The organism is Cellulomonas sp. P1_C4, from assembly GCF_056406355.1.
On the sequence record NZ_JBFUAI010000002.1, the window covers coordinates 226680 to 250151 of the forward strand.

Here is a 23472-nt window from a genome sequence, read left to right on the forward strand (position 1 = left end):
ACACGACTGGGCCTTGTGGTCGAACGCGCCAGCTGATGAGCTCGCCGCATGGACACCGCGATTGAAGCCGCCTTACGAGTGCGGATCATGGAATGGGTCCAGGAGCGCGCCGAGGCCAATGGGGGATTTCTTCACCGCCAGGAGCTGCTGAGCTTCCGGATCGACGGGCGGGACCTGCCGATCATCGACTTCTCTCGCGGCATCCGGAATCCGGCAAGCTTCTCGTCGACTCTCGCGATCGTGGCATCCGCGTCGGGGCCATACGACGACACCGAGTCGGACGACGGACTGCTCCACTACGCCTATCGGGCCGGCGATGAATTCAGCGGCGACAACAAGAAGATGAGAGCCGCGATCGAGACGGGAATGCCCCTGATCCTCTTCCGCAAGGAGATCGCGAACTACTACACGCCGGTGATGCCCGTCTACGTCGTCGACGACTTCCCCGAGAATCGCACGTTCCTGATCGCGCTCGACGAGGCCTTTCGGTTCATGGGCGACCTGCGCACGCTCGACATTCGCCAGCGCGAGTACGCGCTGCGGTTGGCGAAACAGCGGCTGCACCAGCCAGCGTTCAGCACGCGAGTGCTGCTGGCCTACGAGACTCGGTGCGCCGTGTGCACGCTCAAGCACGGAGCCCTGCTCGACGCCGCGCACATCGTGCCCGACTCTGAAGAGCTAGGCGTGCCCACGACCCCGAACGGGCTCGCACTCTGCAAGATCCACCACGCCGCGTACGACCAGAACATGCTCGGCATCACTCCGGACCTCGACATCCAGATCGCGACGGACGTTCTGGCAGAGGTGGACGGGCCCATGCTGCAGCACGGGATACAGGCGATGCACGGGCGGCGATTGACGCTTCCGCGGCATAAGGCCGACCACCCMGATCGTGATCTGCTCGCTTGGCGCTGGGACCGATTCAGTTTGTCGCGGTGACAGCTCGGCCGGATTGGGACCCCCGAAACCCCCCCGCAACACTCCCGCCGTAACGTCCCCCTCACGAGGCACGGACGCAGTGGTCGCCCGAACGCGACCCTGTGACCCCCGAGGACGAGCGCGAGGTGTGGCCCGATGTTCGAACGCGTCGACCCCTTCATCGGCACGGAAGCCACGAGCCTGCCCGCCCAACGAGGCCTCGCGACGACGTGGTGGTGGCCGAAGCCGCAGGTCGGCAACACGCACCCGGGCGCCACGTACCCGCTCGGCATGGTCAGCGCGTGCGCGTACAGCGGCGCCTACCCCACGGGCTACGGGCGCTACGACCTCGGCACCGAGGGTCTGCCCACGGAGATGCATGAGCGCCAGGTGGCCAGCGGTTTCACGCACTTCCAGCAGTCCGGCACCGGCGCCATCCGCAAGTACTACAACTACTTCCGCGTCACCCCGATGCTGCAGCCGCTCGACGCCCTCGGGCAGTTGTGGGACATCGTCGACGAGGCCGCCGAGCCCGGGTACTACGCCGCGACGCTCGACTCCGGCATCCGCGCGGAGATCACGGTCGGCCCGAAGAGCGCGGTCCACCGGTACACGTTCCCCGCGCACCGCGACGCGCGGCTGGTCATCGACTTCTCGCTCGGCGGGCTGACCATCCCGTACGGCCGGACGGTGCCGCTGCGGGCGCACCTGCACTCGATCAGCCCTGGGGTCGCGCAGGGCGAGATCGTCGTCGAGGGTGCGCCCCTGGCCATCCATGTCGAGTGCAACGATCCGCGCTGGCGGCAGATGCTCTGGTACGACCGCCGGCTCATGCCCGGTGGGACGCGGCTCGACTTCGACCGGATCCGGCCCACCACCCTGCGCCCGTTCGGGTTGATGTGGGCGGGACCGTCGGAGCCCGGCCAGGTGGTGGAGCTGCGGTTCGGGTTCTCGCTGCGGGGCGTCGACCAGGCCCGGGAGAACCTCGAGCGGGAGTGCGGCCCGGGGCCGTCCAGCTTCGCGTCCCGGCGCGCGGCGACCGCCGCCGAGTGGCAGGCGACCCTGGGCAAGATCCGCGTCGACACCCCGTCGAAGGACAAGCAGACCGTCTTCTCGACGGCGCTCTACCACTCCCTGATCAAGCCGTGCCTGGCCCCCGACGAGTCACCGTTCTGGCCGGCCGACGGCCCGTTCGCGTTCGACATCGCGACCATGTGGGACATCTACCGGACCCAGCTGCCGCTGCTCACCACGCTGCTGCCGGAGCGAGCCGTGGAACTGGCGAACGCGCTCCTGTACATCTCCGAGGAGGAGGGCAACCTCCCCATCGGCTACCGGATGGCCCGCGGCGCCGACCAGTTCAGCCGGCAGGCGTCGGCACTCGCGCACACGTTCCTGTCCGACCTGTGCCAGCTCGGGCTGCCCGGCGTGGACTGGGACTGGGCGCTCGTGCACATGCACAACGACCTGCGCCGGACGTACGGCGAGGACTTCCTGCTGCGGGGGGAGGTCCATCCGATCAGCCACACGCTCGACCTGGCCTTCGGGTACTGGTGCACGTCGCAGATCGCGGCGCACGTGGGCGACCCCGCGCTCGTCGACCAGTTCGCTCCCCTGGCCGCGCGCTGGGTCAACGCGTTCGACGAGGCCACGGGCCTGCTCGAGGACTCGACGTACTACGAGGGCGGTCGGTGGAACTACTCGTTCCGGCTGCTGCACGACATGGCGGCGCGGATCAAGCTCTCGGGTGGCGACGACGGCTTCGTCGCCCAGCTCGACCACTTCTTCGGGTTCGGCGCGCCGCCCGTGGTCCAGCCCGGGATCCGGCCCGGCCTGGAGGAGATGGCCGCCGGCTACGCGCTCAACCGGTTCGAGGGTCTCAACAACGAGCCCGACATGGAGGCCCCCTGGTCGTACCACTACGCCGGCCGGCCCGACCGGACGGCCGAGGTGGTGCAGGCCATCGTGCAGAACCAGTTCGGCACCGGCCGCGGCGGTCTGCCGGGCAACGACGACTCCGGCGGTCTGTCGTCCTGGTTCGTGTGGGCGTCGCTCGGGCTTTTCCCGGTCGCCGGCCAGAACCTCTTCCTCATCAGCGCGCCCGCGTGGCGGGAGTCGTCGATCGACGTCGGCGACCGCAATCTCACCATCGAGACCTCAGGGTTCATCGAGCCGACACCTGACGGCCCGGTTCAGTACGTCCAGTCCGTGCACCTCGACGGCGAGCGACTCGATCGCACCTGGCTGACGGGCGCGGAGCTCCACCGCGGCGGGCGCCTGCACATCGGGCTCGGCCCGGAGCCCAGCGACTGGGGGACCACCGTCCGACCCCCGTCCGTCAGCACCAACCCCCCGACCACCGCGCTGCGGCGCTGACCTAGGAGCCGACGTGAACACTGAGCGCCGTCTCGTGATCGTCGTCCGAGCCGACCCGGTCATCTGCGGGCACTCCGGCGAAGCCCGGAACCTCGCGGAGGCTGCCCTCCAGCGGGGTTTCGACGACGTCCGCATCGTCACCTGGCCCATCGACCGGCTCCAGCAGACCGGCCTGCCGCTCAAGCCCCTCGACGGGGTGCTGCCCTACTCGCCCGGCATCACGGTCGAGCGCCCCGAGCCCGTCGGCGACTACAAGGTCCCCGACGGACGCTGGCTCGCCGGGATCGTCGGCAGGCTGGTCGAGCTGTTCACCGACGGAGTCCCGACGGTCGCCATGTCGCTGTACCTGAGCCCGCACTCGCTCGCGGTGGCCGACGCCGTGCACGTCGCCCGCCGCACGGGCCTGCCGGTCAACGTGACCACGGTCGCTGAAGCGGTCGGGTCCGACGTCACCAACGTCGTGCGTGCCTGCGTCGAGAAGGACGAGTTCGGCGCCGCGGCGCACGTGCTGTCCAGCTACCTCGAGCACGACGTCTGCCTGGCCGTCAGCGACTACACGCGCGAGCTGATCATCGCCGAGGCCGCCGCCATCGACGCCAAGCACGGCACCACGTTCGCCGCCCAGTGCCGCGAGCGCGTCACCGTGTCCTACCCCGCCATCGACGTGGCGTCCTACCTGGACCTGGACCCGGCGGTGACCGCGGAGGTCCTGGGTTCCCGCGGCCTGACCGCCGACGGCTACGTCCTGTTCCTCTCCCGCCTCGCGCACGCGAAGGGTGTCGACGACCTCATCGCCGGCTTCGCCGCGAGCCGCGCGTCGGACTCGCTGCGGCTGGTCGTCGCCGGCAACGGCCCCGACGCGACGCGCCTGCAGGAGATCGCCGATGCGTCGAGCGCGGCCGACCGCATCGTGTTCTTCGACGACGTCGACGACGACGAGAAGGCCCACCTCATGGCCGCCTCCGCCGCCTACGTCCTGCCGAGCAAGCCCCGCCCCGAGTTCGTCGAGACGTTCGGCATCGCGCTGGCCGAGAAGATGCTTGCCGGCGGCGGCCCGGTCATCACCACTGACACCGGCGGCATCGGCGAGGCCGTCGGCGACACCGCGCTCATCGTCCCCGTCGAGTCCCCTGCTGCCATTGCCTCAGCCCTGGACCGCGTGCTGGCGATGTCTCCCGACGAGCGCGCCGACTGGGAGACCCGTGCCCGCCTGCACGCGCTGCAGTTCGATCGCGGCGCCGTGCTGGACGCGATCCTCCACCGCGTCGCCGAGGTGTCGCAGCCGAGGGTGCCGGCGCCCGCGTTCTTCTGAGGACGTGTTCGCCCGACTGACCGACAACTGAGACGTCGCAGACCACGGGGCAGCTGCGGGGTCCCGCACTCGTACGATGCGCCGGTGACGGTCCCCCGCCTGGAGCTCAGCTTCCTCACCTTCGTCCCTTACGACGACCCCGCCGACGCAGGCCAGTCGCTACGCGACGCCGTCGACCTGTTCCGGTTCGCGGAGGAGCTCGGGTACGACGTCGGTTGGGTGCGCGTGCGGCACCTCGAGAAGTTCCTGTCGTCGCCGTTCCCGCTGTTCGCCGCCATCGGGCAGGCGACGACGCGCATCCGATTCGGCACCGCGGTCCTGCCGATGCGGTACGCCGACCCGATCGCGGTCGCCGAGGACGCCGCCACGGTCGACCTGCTGTCGGGCGGTCGGCTCGAGCTCGGTGTCGCGGGCGGGATCAAGCCGTCGGCGGCGCTCCTCGACGGGGTCTACGGCGCGAGCGAGCGGTCGTTCGACGACGAGTCCCAGCACCGGATCGCCCGGCTCCGCGCAGCCCTGGCCGGAGAGCCGGTCGCTGTCGCCCCCGAGGGCGGCTTCCCGATCGCGCCGCCCGGCACCGAGCTCATCGTCCGGCCCCACAGCCCCGGCCTGGCCGACCGGGTCTGGTACGGCCCGGGATCCAAGGCGACCGCCGTGCGCACCGCCGAGCAGGGCATGGACCTGCTGGTCTCGACGCTCAACAGCGAGGACGACGGGCGGTCGTTCGAGGAGACGCAACGCGACCAGATACGCGCCTACAAGGAGACGTTCGACGTCCCCGGCCGGCAACCGCGGGCGATCGCCGGCCGCATCGTGCTCCCCAGCGTCACGCCCGAGGACGACGAGCTCTTCGCCGAGTACATCGCCTGGTACGCCGGCCGGTTCGACGCGACGGGCCGCCCGCCCGCCGGAACCGGGTTCGGTGTGTTCAGCCCGACGCACCACGGGAGTCCCGACGAGGTCGTCGCCAGCCTGCAGGCCGACGTCGCCCTCCAGGAGGCCACGGGCCTCGACATCGTCCTGCCCGCCAACGCCACCCACGCGATGAGCCGCCGGATCCTCGAGAACGTCGCGACGTCGATCGCGCCCCGACTGGGCTGGACCCCGGCCTGACTTACGTCCTGACGACCTCGACCTCGCACGCCACGCCCGGCGACGTGGCAAGGCGTGCGTCGGCGGTCAGCAGCACGCCGCCGACACGCTCCGTGAGGGCGACGTACGCCGCGTCGTAGGCCGACAGGTTCGCCCCGAGGGTCCACACGCGCTGCGCGAGGACGGCCTGAGGCCAGAGCTCGATCGACAAGGCATGGAAGCCGTCGAGTGCCAGGCGCGCCTCGGCCTCGGAGAGCCGCCCGGCGTTGCGGTGCCGCCGCAGGACGTTGGTGACCTCGTGCGGCAGGAGGTCCGGCGCGACGACCGTCGCGCCGGCGAGGCGCGCTGCCACGCGCTCGCCGGGCTCTCCCGGGTCGATGAGCAGCAGCAGTGCGGCGGAGGCGTCGAGGACGACGACGCTCACCGCTGGTCGGCCGCGAGCTCGGCGGCCAGCTCGGACCAGGTGAGCCTCGGGTACGCCCGGGCGCGCTCACGGACGAGGGCAAGGGCGTCGTCGGCGCTCGGCCGGGCGGTGATCTCGATCAGATGCGCGCGCAGGAACTCCTGCATGGACCGGCCGGAGCGGGCCGCCCGTGCAGCGAGCTCGTCGCGAACCTCGTCGGGAACATCGCGGACGGTGATGACGGTCATGACTGCATTCTAGCGCCGGTGCATGCACTATCGCTGCTTGCTGAACCCACGCCCCAGCGTTCCCACACCACACGGGCCCCCTCCGCTGGTTGGAGCCCGTCCCACAAGGAGAGGCACGGCGCTGGCCGGCATGGTTGGTGGCAGCGGCCAGGGAGGCGGCGCCGGCCGCCTGACCCCACGGCCGAGCGCGCCCGACAAGGCGCGCTCGGCGTCGGGGTGCTCAGGCGAGGACCGCGACCTCCATCGCCTGGGCGGGCACCTGGCCAGGGAGGCCGACGCCCGTCGTGATCCGCCGGCGCAGGCTCACGTTGATGTACCAGCTCCACGCGTTGTGGCAGATCTCGAAGCACTCGTGCGCCGGCACCAGCCCGACGTGCGTGAACCGCAGCCGGGTCCGGTCGCCCTCGGGCGTGATCTCGAACCGGATCCGCGTGCCCACCCACTCGGCCGTGTCCTCGACGAAGTTCAGCTCGGCGTCGAGGACCAGCCACTCCATCAGCTCCCCCGGCACCACGTCGGTCAGGCGCTGACGGGACACGTGGATCGGCTCGTTGTGGAACACGAACTCGTCGCCGAGCCGGGCCGTCCCGCCCTCGATGGCGTCGACCCACCAGCCGCGCACGTCGGTGATGGCGTCGAAGACCTCCTCGGGCGTCTGGTCCACCGTGTAGGTCGTCGTGAAGTCGTTCATGGATCTGCTCCGTTCTGCAACTTTTCGGTTGCATCAACGTACGCCCGCCCGACCGCGAACTGCAACCCCTAAATTGCAGAACTTCCTAGCGGCCGGTCACGCGCGCCTTCCCGGCAGCCAGGTCGAACAGCCGCGGCAGGATCGCGTCACCGGCCACGCGGAGCCCGTCGTGCAGGTGCTCGTTCGTGATCCAGACCTGCAGGTTGCCGACGGACGTCGCCAGGGCGAGGTCGAGGTCCACGTACGGGTCGTCGTAGTACTGGACGGCCGCGACCGGCACCTCGTTCGACGCCAGGCGGTCGAGGTCGTACAGCTCCGGCCACTGCGTGCGCCCGGCGAGCTCGTCGGCCGCGCCCCGGAACGGCTGCAACGACCGGTGCTGCTCGTACATCCACGGGAACACGGCCTCGCCCGTGAGCTGGAGCGGTCGGGCGTCGGCGGCGAACGTCGGCCAGCGGTCGTGCTCGGCCTGCGCCGCCCAGCCGGGTTCCCGGGTGCCCTGGTGGTAGATGACCTCCTGCAGCACGGCGTACAGCGGCCCGTCGTCGAAGCCCGTCGCCCGGACGACCGCCGCGAGGAAGGCGTCGGACAGCCCTCCGTCCGACGAGAACGCCGTGTCCAGCAGCCAGTGCACCTCGTCGAGGCCCGTGCTCATCCCGAACGGCTGCCCCAGCTGCTGCAGCCGCTCCACGGTCAGCGGCTCGCCCGTGGGCAGCACGACCGAGTCCAGCCGGTCCGCGATCTCCCCCAGCAGCGGCACGTCCGACGGGTGCAGGCGCGCGAGCTCGCGGTTGCGCGCGGCCTGCCGACGGTACGTCGCCGCGTAGACGTCCTCGGCGGTGGCCGTCGCCGGCGGCAGCCCGCCCGTGACGTAGCACCGGGTCAAGGCCGACGGGTATCGGGACAGGTAGGTGAGCGTGAGGAAGCCGCCGTACGACTGCCCGAGGGTTGCCCACCGGCGCCCGCCGTAGACGGTCGTGCGGAGGTGCTCGGCATCGGCCACGATCGCGTCGCCGCGGAAGCACGCGAGGTAGTGCGCGGCCTGCACGGCATCGTCGAACCCGCTGATCACGCGCCCGTCCACCGGCGACGACCGACCCGTCCCGCGCTGGTCCAGCAGGATCACGCGGTACTTCTCGAGGGCCGTCGCGATCCAGCCGCCCCCCAGCGGGCGAGGCCCGTGATGACCCGGACCGCCCTGCAGGAACAGCAGCAGCGGCAGGTCGTCGGACGCCTTCTCGGGGTCGACCAGCTCGCGCGCGAACACCTCGATCGACCCGAACCGCTCCGGTGCGGACCAGTCGACGGGCACCTGCACCCGGTGCTCCCGGACGGTGAACCCCGTCATCGCGTAGCTGTCAGCCATGCGCGCCACACTATGGTCCGGCCGTGCACGGCGGTCGGTGGCCGCGCATGCTGGTGCCATACGAGGAGGTCCACCCCTGACTACCGCACGCACCGCCGAGGGCACCGGCGTCGGCTTCCGCACCGAGCGCGGCCCGATCCTCATCGCGATCATGGTGACCACCGGCCTGGTCGCCGTCGACGCGACGATCCTGGCCACGGCCGTCCCGACCATCGTCGCCGACCTGGGCGGCTTCACCAGCTTCCCGTGGCTGTTCTCCGTGTACCTGCTCACGCAGGCGGTGAGCGTGCCCATCTACTCGAAGCTGGCGGACACCGTCGGCCGCAAGCCCGTCATCCTGCTCGGCATCGGCCTGTTCCTGCTCGGCTCGGTGCTCTGCGGGTTCGCGTGGAGCATGCCGGCCCTCATCGCGTTCCGCGCCGTGCAGGGCCTCGGCGCCGGGGCGGTCCAGCCGATGGCCATCACCATCGCGGGCGACATCTACACCGTCGCCGAGCGGGCCAAGGCGCAGGGGTACATCGCGAGCGTGTGGGCCATCTCCTCGGTGGTCGGTCCGACGCTCGGCGGGGTGTTCTCGGAGTTCCTCACCTGGAACTGGATCTTCTTCGTCAACATCCCGCTGTGCCTCGCGGCCGCCTGGCTGCTGGTCCGGCACCTCCACGAGAACATCGAGCGCACCCGGCACCGCATCGACTGGGCGGGCGGCGCGCTGCTGACCACGGCCATGAGCCTGCTGATCCTGGCGCTGCTCGAGGGTGGGCACGCGTGGGAGTGGCTGTCGGTGCAGAGCATCGGCGCGTTCGTCGTCGGCACCCTGCTCCTGGTCGCGTTCGTGCTGGTGGAGCAGCGGGCCGAGGAGCCCGTGCTGCCGCTCTGGGTGTTCTCGCGCCGGCTGCTCGTGGCGACCGCGCTGGTGTCGGTCGGCGTCGGCGTGGTCCTCATCGGGCTGACGTCGTACGTGCCGTCGTTCCTCGAGGCGCTGCTGGGCGTCTCTCCGCTGACCTCCGGCCTCACCCTCGCCGCGCTCACCATCGGCTGGCCCATCACCGCCTCGCAGTCCGGTCGGCTCTACCTGCGCTTCGGGTTCCGCACCACGATGCTGATCGGGTCCGGCATCGTCGTGCTCGGCACGGCGGCGCTGGTCGTGGCCTCGATGCACCCGTCCGTGATCGCGGTCGGGCTGTCCTGCTTCGTCGCCGGCGCCGGGATGGGGCTCGTCGCGTCCCCCGGACTCATCGCGGCGCAGTCGAGCGTCGGCTGGGGCGACCGCGGGGTCGTCACGGGCGCCAACCTGTTCTCCCGCTCTATGGGCAGCGCGGTGGGCGTCGCGGCGCTCGGCGCCCTGGTGAACGCGCTCTTCAGCGGCGAGAGCCCGACGCAAGACCCCGCGCAGTTCGGCGACGCCGTGACCGTGGCGTTCGCGGCCGTCGCCGTCGTCGCGCTGGGGATCGTCGCCGCCTCCGCGGCCATGCCGCGCACGACCGTCGAGCACGTCGCACCCCCGACGAGCGGCCCGGTCGAGCCCGACAGAGACTGAGACCTCATCGAGGGAAGGGCGGCACCATGGGCATCGAGGATCTGGTCAACCAGGCCATGAACGCGGTCGACGGGCACGAGGAGCAGGCCAAGGACGCGCTCGACAAGGCGGCCGAGGCCATCAAGGCGCGAACGAGCGACGGCCAGGACGGCGTCGTCGACAGTGTCGTCGACAAGGCGAAGGACTACCTCGACGACCAGAAGAAGAAGTAGGCCGGATGCCCCTCACCGGTGAGTACCTCCCGAGCACGTCCGGCTGGGCCCGCAAGCAGGCCGAGGCGTACGAGGCGTCCGACGGCACCAAGGCCAACACCCTGCACGGCAAGCCGGTCATCGTGCTCACGTCCCTGGGCGCGACCAGCGGCAAGCTCCGCAAGACGGCGCTCATGCGGGTCGAGCACGAGGGCCGGTACGCGGTCGTCGCCTCCCAGGGCGGCGCCCCCAAGAACCCGGCCTGGTACCGCAACGTGGTGGAGCACCCGCACGTCGAGCTGCAGGACGGCGCAGTGAAGAAGGACTACATCGCGCACGAGGCGACCGGCGCCGAGCGCGACGAGTGGTGGGCGCGCGCGAACGAGGTCTGGCCCGCGTACGCCGGCTACCAGACGAAGACGGACCGGCTCATCCCGGTGTTCGTGCTGGTACCGACGGACGAGTGAGCGTCAGCCGAGCAGCAGGTACCAGCCGCCGACGCCGATGACCCCGCCGAGGATCGGCGCCGCGACCGGGACCCACGCGTAGTCCCACTGCGACGAGCCCTTGTTCTTCAGGGGCAGAACCGCGTGCACCATGCGGGGTCCGAGGTCACGGGCGGGGTTGAGCGCCGGGCCGGTCGGTCCGCCGAGCCCCGCGACGAGGCCCCAGACGAGGAAGCCCAGCGCGAGGTGCGCCACCGCCGGCTCGTTCGCCGTCAGGGGCGAGTGCACGATCGCGAGGGCGCACGAGAAGAGGATCACCGACCCGAGCAGCTCGCTGAGGAAGCCGTTGAGGCGCGAGTGCGCGGCGTTGATCGTCGAGAACGTCGCCAGGATGTCCTCGGGGTCCGTCGTCTGGTCGTAGTACGGCTTGTGGGTCACGACGATGGCGCACTGGCCGGCGATCGCGCCGAGCATCTGCGCGACGATGTACGGCGCCACCTCGGACCACGGGAACAGCCCCCACGTCGCCAGGCCCAGCGTGAACGCCGGGTTGATGAGGTTGCCGCTGATCCCGCCGAACATGATCGCGGGGATCATCACGCCGAACCCGTATCCCATGGCGATCAGCGACCAGCCGCCGCGGTACCCCTTGGAGCCCTTGAGGTGCACGTTCGCGACCGTGCCGTTGCCCAGGATGATGAGGATCGCGGTGCCGATGAACTCGCAGGCCAGCCGCACGGCCAAGCTGTAGGACGGGTCCATCGGCTCCCCGCTCGTCGGTGCTCAGACCGTCAGCGTGGCACAGCCGCCCGCCACCGCACGAGCGCAGCGAGCGCCACGCCGACGGCGTACGCGACCAGGTCCACGGCCGCGAACGTGGTGCCCAGCGCGTACCGGGCCACGGGGACGGCGTCGACCGCGCGCGCCGGCAGACCGGTCAGCTGCGCGAGCTCGACCAGCGCGCACACGGCGAACGCGATCGCGGCGACGCGGCCCGGCCTGGCGCGCGGGGCGACCACGACCAGCAGCGCGTAGACGAAGGCCGCGTAGACGGCGTCGCCGGCTGGGTCGGAGAGCGGCCCGTCGAGCCGTGACACGAGCAGCCCGAGCCCGACGAGCCCGACGCCGACGACGCCGGCGACCACGCGTGCCCGGCGCGCGCCCGCCGCGCGTGCGGGGTTCGGTGCGTCGGCCGCGACGAGGTCGTCACGCGAGCGGTTCTCGGGCACGTCACCGACCGTACGGGCCGGCGCTTGCGCACCCCGTCAGGCGGTTGTGGAGGTCTTGCGCTCGTACAGGTCGATCTTGACGTCGATGGCGTCGAGGTGGGCGGCCACCTCGACCAGCTGCTGTCGGACGCGGTCGCGGTGCGCGCGGAGCAGCGCGAGCCTCTCCTGCTCGTTCCCGTCGCCGGCCCGGACCAGGTCCGCGTACTGCCGGACGTCGCGGATCGGCATGCCCGTGCCGCGCAACCGCGTGACCATGCGGATCCAGCTCAGGTCCTCCTCCGCGTACCGGCGGTGTCCGGACGAGGCCCGGTCGACCGTGTCGAGCAAGAGGCCGTCGCGCTCGTAGTACCGCAGGGTGTGGGTGGTCAGGCCGGTGGCCTCGGCCGCCTCGGCGATGCTGAGGACGACCCGTTCCGCTTCGACGACACTCATGGCGTCGATGGTCGCTCTTCGAGTGCGCTCGAAGTCAAGGCGAGCCGCCCCCAGCCCCCGTCGTCCCCAGGTTCGTCGGTGCCGTCGTGCTTCTCGACGCACCCTGGGCGAGTGGAGGCCTGGCGACGACCCTGGCCGTGGCTCGTGGCCCTGGTGGCCTGCGTCGCGGTCGGCGCGGGAGTGCCCGCGTGGTCGCAGGCTCGCGTCGCCGCGCGGTACGCGGTCACGGCCGACGACCTCGCGGCCGGGCGGGCGGCACTGGAATCGCTGGAGGTTCGCGGGCGGGCGCCCACGACCGGCTACGCCCGCGAGCGGTTCGGGCAGGCGTGGGCGGACGTCGACGGCAACGGCTGCGACACCCGCAACGACGTGCTGCGGCGCGACCTCGCCTCGACCGTCGCGGAGGGCTGCGTGGTGCTGAGTGGCACTCTCGACGACCCATACACGGGCGTGCCGATCGCGTTCGCGCGCGGGCCGTCGTCGGCGGACGTGCAGATCGACCACGTCGTCGCCCTGTCCGACGCGTGGCAGACGGGCGCGCAGTCCTGGACGCCGGCGCAGCGCGAGGCGTTCGCCAACGACCCGGCCAACCTGCTGGCCGTCGACGGCCCCGCCAACCAGGAGAAGGGCGCCGGCGACGCGGCCACCTGGCTGCCACCCAACCGCGGGTACCGGTGCGTGTACGCGCTGCGGCAGGTCCGCGTGAAGGCGGCCTACGGGCTGTGGGTCACCGCCGCCGAGCGCGACGCCCTGGGCCGGGAGCTCGGCCGGTGCGTCGTCGGTACGGTGAGGGCACCATGACGCTGCGCCTCCCGCCCCTCCTGCTCGGTCCGACGACGAAGGGCGTCTGGGCTCCGACGCCCGTCACCCGCTCCGAGTTCGTCGCCGCAGGTCACACGCTGTTCGACGGGTCCCTGACGTGGCCCGCGCTGACCCTCGACGCCGACGCGCTCGCGCACAACATCGCGCAGCTCGCCGCGTTCACGGCGCAGCACGGCCTCGCGTTCGCGCCGCACGGCAAGACGACGATGTCGCCCGAGCTGTTCGCCGCGCAGCTCGACGCGGGCGCCTGGGGCATCACCGTCGCGACCGGCAACCAGCTGCTCGCGGCGCACTCGTTCGGCGTGCGCCGGCTGCTGGTCGCCAACGAGATCCTCGACCCGACGGTGCTGCGCTGGATCGCGCAGAACGACGACGCCGAGATCCTCTTCTCCGTCGACTCGGTGGACGCCGTCGACGCCGTCGCCGCGGCGCTCGACGGCGGGCGGGTGCGGGTGCTGCTGGAGGTCGGGCACCCCGACGGCCGCACCGGGGTCCGCACGGGCGACCAGGCCCTCGCGGTGGCCCAGCGCGTCGCGGAGGTCGAGGGCATCGAGCTCGCCGGCGTCAGCGCCTACGAGGGCGGCCTGGCCGACGTCGCCGCCGCGCGCGGCTTCCTGGCCGAGGTCCTCTCCGTCGCCGAGATGCTGGTCGGCGCCGGTCTGCTGGCCGGGCACGTGATCCTGTCCGCCGGCGGGTCCGCGTACTTCGACGCCGTCGCCGACGTGCTCGGCGTCGCCACCGTGGCCGGCGTCCCGAGCACGACGATCCTGCGGTCCGGCTCGTACGTGACCCACGACCACGGCACGTACGTCGAGAAGACGCCGTTCACGCGGATCGTCGGCGACCTCCACCCCGCACTCCGGGTGTGGGCGCAAGTCTCGTCAGTCCCCGAGGACGGCCTCGCGATCGTGGGCGCCGGCAAGCGCGACGTCCCCTACGACTCCGGCCTCCCGGTCCCGCTGCGACGGCACCGGCCCCGCCGGCCGCCCGCCGACATCGAGGATTGGACCGTCACCCGCACCAACGACCAGCACGCCTACCTGGAAGGATCCGGCACCGACCTTCGCGTCGGCGACCTCCTCGAGCTCGGGATCTCGCACCCGTGCACCGCGTTCGACAAGTGGCGCGCTATCCCGGTCCTCGACGCCGACCACCGCGTGGTCGACGTCGTCACCACCTGGTTCTGACTAGTCGTCGTCCGACGTCAGCCGCCCCGCCACCACGTCGATCTCGACCTTGATGCCCGCCAGCTGCGAGCCAACCGTGGTCCGTGCGGGCTTCGGGTACGGGAAGAACTCCCCGTAGGCGTCGTTGAACTCGGCGAAGTCCGCGAGGTCGGCCAGGTGGACCGTCGTCTTCACCACGTCGCCCAGGTCGAGCCCGGCGGCCGCCAGCGTGGCCTCGACGTTGCGCAGCACCTGCCGGGTCTGGTCGGCCACCGACTCGGGAATCTCGCCGGTCACCGGGTCCTGCGGCCCGAAGCCGGCCGTCCACACGAGGTTGCCCAGCCGGATCCCCTGGGAGTAGTTGCCCGCGGGCTGCGGCGCGTCCGGGGTGCTGATCTTCTCGCGGGTCATCGGGTTGCCTCTCGGGTGGTGAGCGGTACGAGGGACAGTCTCCCTCAGGGGATCGGCCGGCCAGGGAGCGCGCCGGTGAGGCGGCCACCGCGAAGGGCGGGTATACCGTCGACGAGGACGGCCTCGACGCCGGTGGCCAGGCGGCGCGGCTGGTCGTAGGTGGCCAGGTCGGCGACGGTTTCCGGGTCGATCACCGCGAGGTCCGCCCGGTGCCCGACGAGCAGCTGCCCGCGGCCCTGGAGCCCGAACCGTCGCGCCGCAGTGGTCGACAGGTGCATCGCCGCCGCGGGCCAGTCCCAGTCGCCGAGCTCGCGCACGTGACGGCCGAGGAGCCGGGCGAACGTGCCCCACCCGCGCGGGTGCGGGTGCCCGCCGCGGTAGATCCCGTCGGACCCGGCGCAGTGCGCGGGGTGCCGCAGCAGCGCACGCATCGACTCGTCGGAGCTGGTCGGCGGCTGCGCGAACACGCACCCCACCTGCAGGTTCGTCGTCACCAGCAGGTGCAGCGCGGCCTGGCCGGGCGTCATCCCGAGGCGCGCGGCGACCTCCAGCAGGGACAACCCCTCGGCCCACTCCGCGCCCGGGACGAAGGCCATCGTGACGCGAGGCCAGACCTCGTCGCGCGCGGGCAGCCGGGCCACGACCGCCGGGTCGCGCAGCAGCTCGAGGGTCCGCTCGGCGTTCGCCAGCGGGAGCCAGTCGGGCAGCGCCACGAGCGCGAGGATCGACGCGCCCTTGAGGTACGGGTACGCGTCGAACGTCAGGTCGACGCCGTCGGCGAGGGCGGCGTCCACCACCGGGCCGAGCCGCCCGGCGGGCCCGTGGTAGTGCGACACGTGCGTGCCGACGCCCGTCGTGCGGGCCAGGTCGAGCAGCTCCGCCAGCGCCGCGGGCGCCTTGTCCTCGTAGCCGCGCATGTGCGAGACGTGCGGCCGGCCCCGGGCCGCGAGCGCCGCGCAGAGGGCGACGAGCTCGTCCCGGTCCGCCGACGACGCCGGTGCGTACTCGAGCCCGGTCGACATCCCGCGGGCGCCGTCGTCGAGACCCTCCTCCAGCAGCCGCACCATCGCGGCGACCTCGTCGGCGCGCGCGGGCCGGTCGTCGGCACCCATGACCGCGTACCGCAGGGTCCCGTGCGGGACCAGGTACGCGGTGTGCACCGTCGTGGTGCGGTCGTAGGTCCACAGCAGGTCCGCGACGGACCCGCCGCGGAACGTCGGGTGGGAGCCGTTGATCGCCGCGAAGTAGCGCTCCGCGTACTGCGTGGCCCCGGACCCGGGCGGTGAGGGGGCGAACGAGACGCCGTCCTGGCCGAGCACCACCGTGGTCACGCCCTGGTGGGTCAGCGCCGCCTGCACGTCCGGGTCGAGCACGGCCGCGTCGGCGTGCGCGTGGGCGTCGACGAACCCCGGCAGCACCACGAGCCCGTCCGCGTCGAGCACGTCGGCGCCGTCGACCGGCAGGTCCGGGCCGATCTCCGTGATCCGGTCGCCGACCACCCGCAGGTCCGCCCGGACCAGCTCACCCTCGGCCAGCAGGCCGCCCCGCACCAGGATCACCGGTCGATCATGCCCGCTCCACCCCTGCGCGTTGACGACGGGATCGCCGCGGAGCAGCGTGGTCGCGGTGACCGTCGTCGTGCCCCTGACGCCCGACCTCTGGCCGGAGCTGGAGGAGCTGCTGGACCAGGGCGGTCCGGCGGGCCGGTGCTGGTGCATGGCGTACCGGGTCGGACCGGGGTACCGCCGCCGCCCGGCTGCTGAGAACCGCGCCGACCTTCGTGCCGTCGTCGACCGCGGCCCGCCGCCCGGCCTGCTGGCGTTCCGGGGCGACCGCGCCGTCGGCTGGTGCCAGGTCACCCCTCGCGGCGACGTCCCGGCCCTCGATGCCCCCTGGCGGCTGCGGCGGGTCGACGACGTGCCCGTGTGGGCGATCACCTGCTTCTACGTCCGGAAGGGGTACCGGCGTGACGGGGTGATGGCCGCGCTCGTGGCCGGCGCCGTGGATCTCGCACGTGAAGGCGGCGCGCCCGCGGTCGAGGCGTACCCGCTCGACGGCTCGGTCTCCCCGAGCGCGACGAGCATGGGCTACTCGACGACGTTCGCCGCCGCGGGATTCGTCGAGGTGGCGCGACGGTCGCCGGAGCGCCCGATCATGCGGTACTCGTTCGTCGGGGTCGACGTCGGCTAGAGCTGGAGCCCGATGAGCCAGGCCGTGCCGAGCGCGAGCGCAGCCAGGCAGGCGAGCAGCAGGATGGCCACCCAGAAGCCGCCGGGCAGGTGGGTCAGGCGGCCCAGCAGACCCGCGTCCGACGTGTCGGACGCCCCCCGGCGGCGTGCCCGGCGGCGTTCGGACTGCATCTCGAGGACCGCGCGCGGCGCGCCCAGCAGCAGGAACCAGGTCATCGCGTACGCGGCAACCGCCTGTACCGTCGCGGACCCCCACACCGTGATGCCCACCAGCAGGGCTCCGGTCACCAGCACCGACCACAGGCCGTACCAGTTGCGGATCTGCACCAGCACCAGCACGAGGACGACCAGCAGGATCCAGAGCAGTGCGACCGCGTACCCGCGGGACAGCAGCCAGGCCGCGCCGACGCCCAGGACCGCCGGCCCGAGGTACCCCGCCGCCACCGTCGCGACCATGCCAGGCCCCTTGGGCTTGCCCACCGACACCGTGAGGCCCGAGGTGTCCGAGTGCACCCGGATCCCCGACAGGCGTCTGCCGACGAGCACCGCCACGCCCGCGTGCGCCGCCTCGTGCACGATGGTCAGCCCGTGCCGGGCCACGTACCAGGCCCGCGGCACCAGGAGGACGACCAGCACCCCGGCCGCCGTGAGCAGCACCGTGGTGCTCGACGGCACCGCCTGGGGCGTCGTGATGTCGTGCCAGGCGTCGCCGAGCCAGTCCACGTGCGGGGTCCTTCGTCCGTCGTCGTCCGACCAGGCGGGCGGGCAGGACGGACCCTACCCAGCCGCGGGGGCCTCGGCGGGCAGGACGACGTCGGTGCCGGTCGCGGTGATCCGGACCCCCGTGCTCACCACGGCGGCCTTCGACAGGGCCACGCCCTCGGGCAGCCCGCTCACCGGGATCTCGACGTCGGTCAGCCGTTTCCCGATCGCGTTCGGCAGGTCGTCGACCGAGACCGTCAGGCCCGCGATCTGCACGTTCTCGACGTTGACCAGCAGCTTGCCGTCCTCCACCCGCGGGACCAGGTTGGCGGCCAGCGTGAGGCCCAGCACCTTTCCCGACGCCTTGAGCGCGTTCCCGTCGACCGCCACCGCGACGTCCAGCTCGGACTTGTCCTTGACGATCTGCTCGATCGTCGCGGTCGGCAGCGTCGCCTCGATCGTCGCCGAGCCCACGGTGTACGGCTCCGACGTGCCCACGTCCTGCGCGTCGATGGTCACGTCCGTGGCCTTGATGCCCTCCAGCGTGACCCCGTCGACAGAGGCGGTGACGTCGTCGATCGACCCCGCCAGCAGCTGGTTGAGGAACGGGAACCCGCCGAGCTCGACCGTCGGTGTGCCGACGACGCCGTCCAGGTTCTGTTCGACGGCGTCGACCACCCGCTGCTCCGCCACCGACTCCGTCACCCGGTCGGCGACGAAGGCGCCGCCCACCACGACGACGACCGCGACGACCCCCACGACCACTCCGCGCCCGCTCACGGGCCTCACGCTAGGGGGCGAAGGGCTCCCCGCGCTGCTCATGGGCGCTACTCGCAGCCGATCCCGTCGTTGTCGCGGTCCAGCTTCGGCTGGTACCCCGGGGAGCCGGCGTACACCGGCGCCGCGCCGGCCGCCCTCGCCTCGGTGCAGTTCTTGAAAGGTCCGGAGACCGCCGGTGCGGCTGGTGCCGCGGGTGCCACTGGCCGCGCGGGCGCGACGGGCGCGACCGGCACTGCGGGTGCCGCAGGCGCGACGGGCGCCGCGGGCACGACGACCACGGGAGCTTCCTCGACCACCGGCGGCGGCGGGACCGCCGACCCGGTGGGCAGCGGCTGATCGGGGCACGTCGAGAGCACGCCGACCATCGCGTCCTGCTCCGCCTGCGTGACCCAGAGACCGTAGGTGTACTTCACGCCCACCTGCCGCGCCACGTAGTCGCACCGGAACGACTTGTTCGGCGGGAGCCACGTCGCGGTGTCGCCGTCGCCCTTCTGCATGTTCAGCGGACCGTCGACGGCCAGCAGGTTCAGCGGGTCGTTGGCGAACGACTCACGCTTGGCGACGTCCCACTGCTGAGCGCCCTTCTGCCACGAGTCGGACAGTGCGACGACGTGGTCGATCTGCACGGCCGAGGACGTGTCCTGTCCGCGCACGAACGAGATCGCCTTCGCCGAGTACGGGTCCTGGAGCATGCCGGTCAGCACCACGCAGCCGTTCGTGCCGTCCTTGAGCGCCTGGTCGGTGAGGTCGCGACGCAGGATGTCGTTGCGGGTGTCGCAGCCGTTGCGGTCCACGTCCTTCCACGCCTGGCCGTAGAGGTCGCGGTCGTACCCGGTCTTCGGCGCACGGCCCTTGACCGGCAGCAGCGTCGCCGTGGCCAGCGCGGTCTGCGGCTGCGCGGCGGCGACGACCGCGGCGTCGGCGGCCGGCGCGGGGTCCGGGGCGGGCCGCGTCGCCGCCTGCTCCTCAAGGGTGGGTGTCGCGCTCGCGCTCGGCGTGGCCGTGGGCCTCGGGCTCTGCGTCGCGGCCGTCGCTGCCGGCGCCGCCACGGGCTCGGCCGACGGGGCAGCCGCCGAGGCGGAGACCACCAGCGCGACGAGCGATGCCCCGAGCACGGCCGCAGACACTCCCCGGCGCATCGGGCCGCCCAGCCAGGAGGTCCGGCGCACCAGCGCGTAGATCGCCGTCAGGCCGACGTAGAGGCTGGCCATCAGGAGGGCGCCCGACCAACCGGACAGCAGCCCGAGCAGGGTCACGACGACCAGGCCGACGACACCGGCGATCCGGGAAGGCCGCCATCGCGGGGCCTTCGTCGGGCGCTCGTCCGAGGGGTCGCCGACGGGGGCGTCGTCCCACCACGCGTCACCCGTCGGTCCTGTCACCTCAGAAGTATCGACGCCGGAACACCCGTGCACGACGGACCATGGTCCCCGTCTGCGGGTGACGTGCGTCCCACGGACTGGACACCGCGGGAAGATGCTTGCGGCTCGCAACCTTGGGGCTGTCATGGCCCGGATCCCCACGGCGCGCGTGAGCGTCGGCTTCGTCCTCCTGCTGTCGGCGCTCACCGCCATCGGCCCGCTGACGTTCGACACCTACCTGGCGGCGTTCCCCGAGATCGCCGACGACCTGAACGCGCCCGCCGCCGCCGTGCAGCTGACGATCGCCGCCTCGCTCGCGGGCCTCGCGCTGGGCCAGCTGCTCTTCGGGTCGATCTCCGACGCCTTCGGCCGCCGCCGCCCGCTGCTGGCGGCCCTCAGCGTCTACGTGCTGACGTCCGTCGGCCTCACGCTGGTGCAGAACATCACTGCCTTCACGGTGCTGCGGTTCGTGCAGGGCTTCACCGCCGCCGCGGGGATGGTGCTGTCGCTCGCGATCCTCAGGGACCGGTACGAGGGCATCCGCCTCTCCAAGGTCATGGCCCGCCTGATGCTGGTCGTCGGGGTGGCCCCGATCCTCGCACCGACCATCGGCGCCCAGCTGCTGCTGGTGGGCTCGTGGCGGCTGATCTTCGTGTTCCTCGCCAGCACCGGCGCGATCCTGCTGGTGGTCGCCGCCTTCACGCTGCGCGAGTCGCTGCCCGTGGAGCTCCGTCGGACCGGGGGCACCACCGCGGCGCTGCGCACCTACCGCGACCTGCTCACCGACCTGCCGTTCCTCGGCCTCGCGCTCATGTCGGCGTTCTACCTCTCGGCGATGTTCACCTACGTCGCGTCCTCGACCTTCGTGTTCCAGGACGGCTACGGGCTGTCGCCGCAGCAGTTCGGCTGGGTGTTCGCCGGCGGCGCGGTCGCGATCACCGCGGGGTCGCAGATCAACGGCGCGCTCGTCGGCCGGTTCACTCCCGAGCAGGTCCTCTCCGGTGCCGTGGCCACCGGGCTGGTCCTCAGCCTCTCGCTCTTCGCGACGACCCTCCTGGGCGCACCCTTCTGGCCCGTGACCGTGCTGCTCGTGCTGACCCTCGGCACCGCCGGCTTCGTGCTGCCGTCCGCCCCCGCCATCGCGCTGGCGTCCAACCCGCACCGCGCCGGGTCCGCCGCCGCGCTGCTCGGCGCCCTGCAGTTCGGCCTCGGCGCGTTCATCGCGCCGCTGACCAGCCTCTGGGGGACGCCGACGGCGGTGACCATGGCGGCCGTCATGTCCGGGGTCATCGTCATCTCCGCGATCCTGCTGGTCGCCGTGCGCCGGTCGTGGGCACGCGGCCCGGTCGCCCAGGCCGAGATCGCCGTCGCGGCGGCCGAGTCCGACGCTCTCGTGAGCGTCGCCGCCGCCGAGCCGGACGCTCTCGTGAGCGTCGCGGCGGTCGAGCCCGACGCGCTGGTCACCGTCCCGTTCGTGCGGGCGGGCGTGGCGACGCAGGCGTCGCCCTCGCCGCGAGCGCGCGCCGCCGCGTCGGCCGGACCTCACGCAGAGGCCGACCGGGCCGACCGTGCACCCGGGGCCGGGGCCGATGCGGTGCCGTTCCCCGGCTGACCGCTCCCGTCGCGCGCTGTCGCCAACTCGCAACGTCGGATCGACCGAAACGTGTGGCGTACGTCACACGAGCGACTTAGCCTGGGCCGTACGCGCGCGATGAAGGACGCCCGATGAGCTGGCTGATGTTGGCGGCAGTTTTCTTCATTCCGGCGCTCGTCTTCGGGGCGATCTGGCAGCTGTTCCCCTCGCCCGACGAGCCGCCGCGATGGCGCACGTGGCTGGCCGCCCATCTCGAGGACGTCGCGACTCGCCTGCGCCGCCCGAAGGGCCCGGAGTTCGACCCGTTCCTGGCGCTGCGCGTGCAGGAACGCCTGGGTGTGGTCGCCGACCACGTGCGGTCGCTCGAGCTGGACCAGCACACGTTCGCCCGCGCCGAGCGGATCATCGCCTCGCAGCTGGCGTACGACCAGCTGCTCGCCGAGGCGTGCCACCTCGCCGGGGTCGAGGTGCAGGTCGTCGCTAAGGGAGACCCGTCGGAACGGTTCCGCGAGGAGGTCGAGCTCGCCTCCCGCGGCTGGGCCTGGTGACGCGGCTCAGCCCGCGCGAGCTCGCCTCCCGCGGCTGGGCCTGGTGACGCGGCTCAGCCCGCGCGGACCTGCAGCGTGCTCGGGCCCTGCGGGGTCGGGCGGATCTCGATGCGGTCGGCGATCGCCTGCTTGAGCGCGTCGACGTGCGAGACCACGCCGACCACGCGACCGCCCGCCCGTAGCCGGCCCAGCTCGGCGAGCACCTGGTCGAGGGTGTGCGGGTCGAGGGAGCCGAAGCCCTCGTCGACGAACAGCGTGCCGAGGTCGATGCCCCCGGCCTCGGCGGTGACGACGTCGGCCATGCCGAGCGCCAGGCAGAGCGACACGTAGAACGTCTCGCCGCCCGACAGGGTTCGCGGGTCGCGCGGGTGCCCGGTCTGGTGGTCGACCACCCGCATGGCCAGTCCCGTGTTCCGGGCGCGGACGTCCTCCTTCTCGTCGCTGCGCACCAGCTCGTACCGGCCGTCCGACATGACGAGCAACCGGTCGTTGGCGGCCGCGACCACGTCCTCGAAGCGCCTCATCAGCACGAACGTGGCCAGCGAGAGGTGCTGGGCGTTGTCCCCGCCGCCACCGCCCGTGAGGTCGGCGAGCCGGGACACCGGCCCTGCCGAGCGCACCGCGTCGGCGAGCGTCGTGGCCGCGCGCAGCACCACGTCGGCCGCGGCGCCGGATGCCGACGCCCGCTCCTCGGCCACTCGGGCCTCCCCGGCCGCCCGTTCCGCGGCGGCCCGCGCCACGGACTCCTGCGCCCGCGCGGCGTCGACGTCGACCGCGAGGTCGTCGTCGAGCGCGGCGATGGCCGGTTCTGCCAGGCCCGCGGTCGCGCGGTCGAGCCGGGTGGCGTAGGCCGTGACGATCCGGTCGAGCTCGGCCAGCACGGCAGCCTCCACCGCCGCCTCGTCCGCCTCCGTAGCGGACGCGAAGCCGTGCTCCGCCAGCCCCAACGCCAGCTCGTCCTCGCGCCGGCGCGACTCGTCCTGCGCGGCGTCCTGCTCGGCCAGGGCGTCGAGCACCGCGGCCGACGCGGCCGCGCGCTCGAGCAGCTCCGAGTGCCGGGCCACGACCGTCGGGTGGTCGCCGCGGCCGGTCACGACCTCCGCCTCGGACGCGTCGAGGTCGAGCCGTGTGACCTCGAGGGCCGCGCGGTCCCCGGCGAGCCGGGCGAGCGCCGCCRCGCGCTCGGCCTCGCGCTCGCGCGTCTCCGCGTCGAACCCGTCGAGCGCCGGGGCGAGCCGGGCGACGTCCGCCTCGGCCGCCCGCGCCTCCGCGACCGCCGCCTGAGCCGCGCCGGCCAGCTCCGCGGCGGTCTCCRCGGTCACGGCGCCGACTCGCGCCCGCAGCCCGTCGACACGCTCGCCCAGCACGCTCGTCCGCTCGGCGGCGGCCTGCAGCCGGCCCTCGGCACGGGCACGCTCGCCCTCCGCGCGCTCGACCTGGTCGGCCGACACGTGGTMCGCCCCGAGGACGGCCTTCTCGGGGTGCTCGGCGGAGCCGCACACCGGGCACGCATCGCCGTCGGCGAGCCGGGCGGCGATCTCGCCGGCCAGGCCGGCGATCCGTGCCGCGCGAAGCTCCCGCTCGGCGTCCAGGGCGCGCGTCGCAGCGGCCCCGGCGGCGGTCCGGGCGTCCACGGCCTCCGCGAGCGAGCGCTCCGC

25 protein-coding genes are annotated in these 23472 nt (G+C 72.7%); 12 read left to right on the forward strand and 13 right to left on the reverse strand.

Annotated features, from left to right (window positions below; all coding sequences use genetic code 11):
- Window positions 1–48: 48 nt before the first annotated feature.
- The 4 genes from AC1DYZ_RS02585 (at window position 49) to AC1DYZ_RS02600 (ending at window position 5719) form a co-directional block, all read left to right on the forward strand.
- Window positions 49–939, forward strand: coding sequence for an HNH endonuclease (locus tag AC1DYZ_RS02585; protein ID WP_477063656.1), 891 nt, complete (start codon window positions 49–51; stop codon window positions 937–939).
- Window positions 940–1074: 135 nt separating this feature from the next.
- A complete protein-coding gene (locus AC1DYZ_RS02590) occupies window positions 1075–3294 on the forward strand; it encodes a glycoside hydrolase domain-containing protein (protein ID WP_477063657.1) in 2220 nt (739 codons plus the stop codon).
- Window positions 3295–3307: 13 nt separating this feature from the next.
- On the forward strand, window positions 3308–4606 hold the full coding sequence (locus AC1DYZ_RS02595; protein WP_477063658.1) for a glycosyltransferase: 1299 nt from the start codon (window positions 3308–3310) through the stop codon (window positions 4604–4606).
- A gap of 84 nt (window positions 4607–4690) precedes the next feature.
- Window positions 4691–5719, forward strand: coding sequence for an LLM class flavin-dependent oxidoreductase (locus AC1DYZ_RS02600; protein WP_477063659.1), 1029 nt, complete (start codon window positions 4691–4693; stop codon window positions 5717–5719).
- A 1-nt stretch (window position 5720) separates the two neighbouring features.
- Here AC1DYZ_RS02600 and AC1DYZ_RS02605 read toward each other — a convergent pair whose 3' ends face one another.
- The 4 genes from AC1DYZ_RS02605 to AC1DYZ_RS02620 form a co-directional block, all read right to left on the reverse strand.
- A complete protein-coding gene (locus AC1DYZ_RS02605) occupies window positions 5721–6122 on the reverse strand; it encodes a type II toxin-antitoxin system VapC family toxin (protein ID WP_477063660.1) in 402 nt (133 codons plus the stop codon).
- Window positions 6119–6349, reverse strand: a complete 231-nt coding sequence (locus AC1DYZ_RS02610; protein WP_477063661.1) for a FitA-like ribbon-helix-helix domain-containing protein — start codon at window positions 6347–6349, stop codon at window positions 6119–6121. Before AC1DYZ_RS02610 ends, AC1DYZ_RS02605 begins: the two co-directional genes overlap by 4 nt.
- A gap of 220 nt (window positions 6350–6569) precedes the next feature.
- Window positions 6570–7040 carry an SRPBCC family protein gene (locus tag AC1DYZ_RS02615; protein WP_477063662.1) on the reverse strand — a complete coding sequence of 157 codons (471 nt, stop codon included), beginning with the start codon at window positions 7038–7040 and terminating at the stop codon, window positions 6570–6572.
- An 85-nt stretch (window positions 7041–7125) separates the two neighbouring features.
- On the reverse strand, window positions 7126–8406 hold the full coding sequence (locus AC1DYZ_RS02620) for an alpha/beta fold hydrolase (RefSeq protein WP_477063663.1): 1281 nt from the start codon (window positions 8404–8406) through the stop codon (window positions 7126–7128).
- 151 nt (window positions 8407–8557) lie between these two features.
- On the opposite strand from AC1DYZ_RS02620, the gene AC1DYZ_RS02625 reads away from it, so the two are divergent.
- The 3 genes from AC1DYZ_RS02625 to AC1DYZ_RS02635 are packed head-to-tail and all read left to right on the forward strand — an operon-like array spanning window position 8558 to window position 10601.
- Window positions 8558–9943, forward strand: coding sequence for an MFS transporter (locus AC1DYZ_RS02625; RefSeq protein ID WP_477063684.1), 1386 nt, complete (start codon window positions 8558–8560; stop codon window positions 9941–9943).
- Between the two features lie 26 nt (window positions 9944–9969).
- Window positions 9970–10155, forward strand: coding sequence for an antitoxin (locus tag AC1DYZ_RS02630; RefSeq protein WP_477063664.1), 186 nt, complete (start codon window positions 9970–9972; stop codon window positions 10153–10155).
- 5 nt (window positions 10156–10160) lie between these two features.
- On the forward strand, window positions 10161–10601 hold the full coding sequence (locus tag AC1DYZ_RS02635) for a nitroreductase family deazaflavin-dependent oxidoreductase (protein ID WP_477063665.1): 441 nt from the start codon (window positions 10161–10163) through the stop codon (window positions 10599–10601).
- A 3-nt stretch (window positions 10602–10604) separates the two neighbouring features.
- On the opposite strand, the gene AC1DYZ_RS02640 is transcribed toward AC1DYZ_RS02635, so the two are convergent.
- Genes AC1DYZ_RS02640 through AC1DYZ_RS02650 form a run of 3 tightly spaced genes read right to left on the reverse strand, consistent with a single transcriptional unit; the run spans window position 10605 to window position 12241 of the window.
- Window positions 10605–11342, reverse strand: a complete 738-nt coding sequence (locus tag AC1DYZ_RS02640; RefSeq protein ID WP_456824127.1) for an MIP/aquaporin family protein — start codon at window positions 11340–11342, stop codon at window positions 10605–10607.
- A gap of 29 nt (window positions 11343–11371) precedes the next feature.
- Window positions 11372–11809, reverse strand: a complete 438-nt coding sequence (locus tag AC1DYZ_RS02645) for a ribosomal maturation YjgA family protein (RefSeq protein ID WP_477063666.1) — start codon at window positions 11807–11809, stop codon at window positions 11372–11374.
- A 36-nt stretch (window positions 11810–11845) separates the two neighbouring features.
- The gene (locus tag AC1DYZ_RS02650) at window positions 11846–12241 is read right to left on the reverse strand and encodes a MerR family transcriptional regulator (RefSeq protein ID WP_477063667.1); all 396 of its coding nucleotides are present in this window, start codon (window positions 12239–12241) and stop codon (window positions 11846–11848) included.
- A gap of 111 nt (window positions 12242–12352) precedes the next feature.
- Here AC1DYZ_RS02650 and AC1DYZ_RS02655 point away from each other — a divergent pair, with 111 nt between their 5' ends.
- Window positions 12353–13042, forward strand: coding sequence for an HNH endonuclease family protein (locus tag AC1DYZ_RS02655; protein WP_477063668.1), 690 nt, complete (start codon window positions 12353–12355; stop codon window positions 13040–13042).
- Window positions 13039–14250: an alanine racemase gene (locus AC1DYZ_RS02660; protein ID WP_477063669.1), complete on the forward strand. Its 1212-nt coding sequence runs from the start codon at window positions 13039–13041 to the stop codon at window positions 14248–14250. Before AC1DYZ_RS02655 ends, AC1DYZ_RS02660 begins: the two co-directional genes overlap by 4 nt.
- Here AC1DYZ_RS02660 and AC1DYZ_RS02665 read toward each other — a convergent pair whose 3' ends face one another.
- Together AC1DYZ_RS02665 and AC1DYZ_RS02670 are read right to left on the reverse strand one after the other, a co-directional pair.
- Window positions 14251–14640 (reverse strand): RidA family protein, encoded by a 390-nt coding sequence (locus AC1DYZ_RS02665; RefSeq protein WP_477063670.1) that lies wholly within the window; start codon window positions 14638–14640, stop codon window positions 14251–14253.
- 44 nt (window positions 14641–14684) lie between these two features.
- Window positions 14685–16199, reverse strand: coding sequence for an N-acyl-D-amino-acid deacylase family protein (locus tag AC1DYZ_RS02670; protein ID WP_477063671.1), 1515 nt, complete (start codon window positions 16197–16199; stop codon window positions 14685–14687).
- A 67-nt stretch (window positions 16200–16266) separates the two neighbouring features.
- Here AC1DYZ_RS02670 and AC1DYZ_RS02675 point away from each other — a divergent pair, with 67 nt between their 5' ends.
- Window positions 16267–16830, forward strand: a complete 564-nt coding sequence (locus AC1DYZ_RS02675; protein WP_477063672.1) for a GNAT family N-acetyltransferase — start codon at window positions 16267–16269, stop codon at window positions 16828–16830.
- Here the strand turns inward: AC1DYZ_RS02675 and AC1DYZ_RS02680 are convergent.
- The 3 genes from AC1DYZ_RS02680 to AC1DYZ_RS02690 are packed head-to-tail and all read right to left on the reverse strand — an operon-like array spanning window position 16827 to window position 19693.
- Entirely contained in the window at window positions 16827–17552 is a 726-nt protein-coding gene (locus AC1DYZ_RS02680) for a M50 family metallopeptidase (RefSeq protein WP_477063673.1), read from the reverse strand. The genes AC1DYZ_RS02675 and AC1DYZ_RS02680 overlap by 4 nt on opposite strands.
- 54 nt (window positions 17553–17606) lie before the next feature.
- Window positions 17607–18311, reverse strand: coding sequence for an LmeA family phospholipid-binding protein (locus tag AC1DYZ_RS02685; protein WP_477063674.1), 705 nt, complete (start codon window positions 18309–18311; stop codon window positions 17607–17609).
- 47 nt (window positions 18312–18358) lie between these two features.
- The gene (locus tag AC1DYZ_RS02690) at window positions 18359–19693 is read right to left on the reverse strand and encodes a GmrSD restriction endonuclease domain-containing protein (RefSeq protein ID WP_477063675.1); all 1335 of its coding nucleotides are present in this window, start codon (window positions 19691–19693) and stop codon (window positions 18359–18361) included.
- A gap of 124 nt (window positions 19694–19817) precedes the next feature.
- On the opposite strand from AC1DYZ_RS02690, the gene AC1DYZ_RS02695 reads away from it, so the two are divergent.
- Window positions 19818–21284, forward strand: a complete 1467-nt coding sequence (locus tag AC1DYZ_RS02695) for a multidrug effflux MFS transporter (RefSeq protein ID WP_477063676.1) — start codon at window positions 19818–19820, stop codon at window positions 21282–21284.
- A 113-nt stretch (window positions 21285–21397) separates the two neighbouring features.
- Window positions 21398–21814 carry a hypothetical protein gene (locus tag AC1DYZ_RS02700; RefSeq protein WP_477063677.1) on the forward strand — a complete coding sequence of 139 codons (417 nt, stop codon included), beginning with the start codon at window positions 21398–21400 and terminating at the stop codon, window positions 21812–21814.
- Window positions 21815–21867: 53 nt separating this feature from the next.
- On the opposite strand, the gene AC1DYZ_RS02705 is transcribed toward AC1DYZ_RS02700, so the two are convergent.
- The coding region (locus AC1DYZ_RS02705) for an SbcC/MukB-like Walker B domain-containing protein (RefSeq protein ID WP_477063678.1) at window positions 21868–23472 on the reverse strand (1605 nt) is incomplete at its 5' end.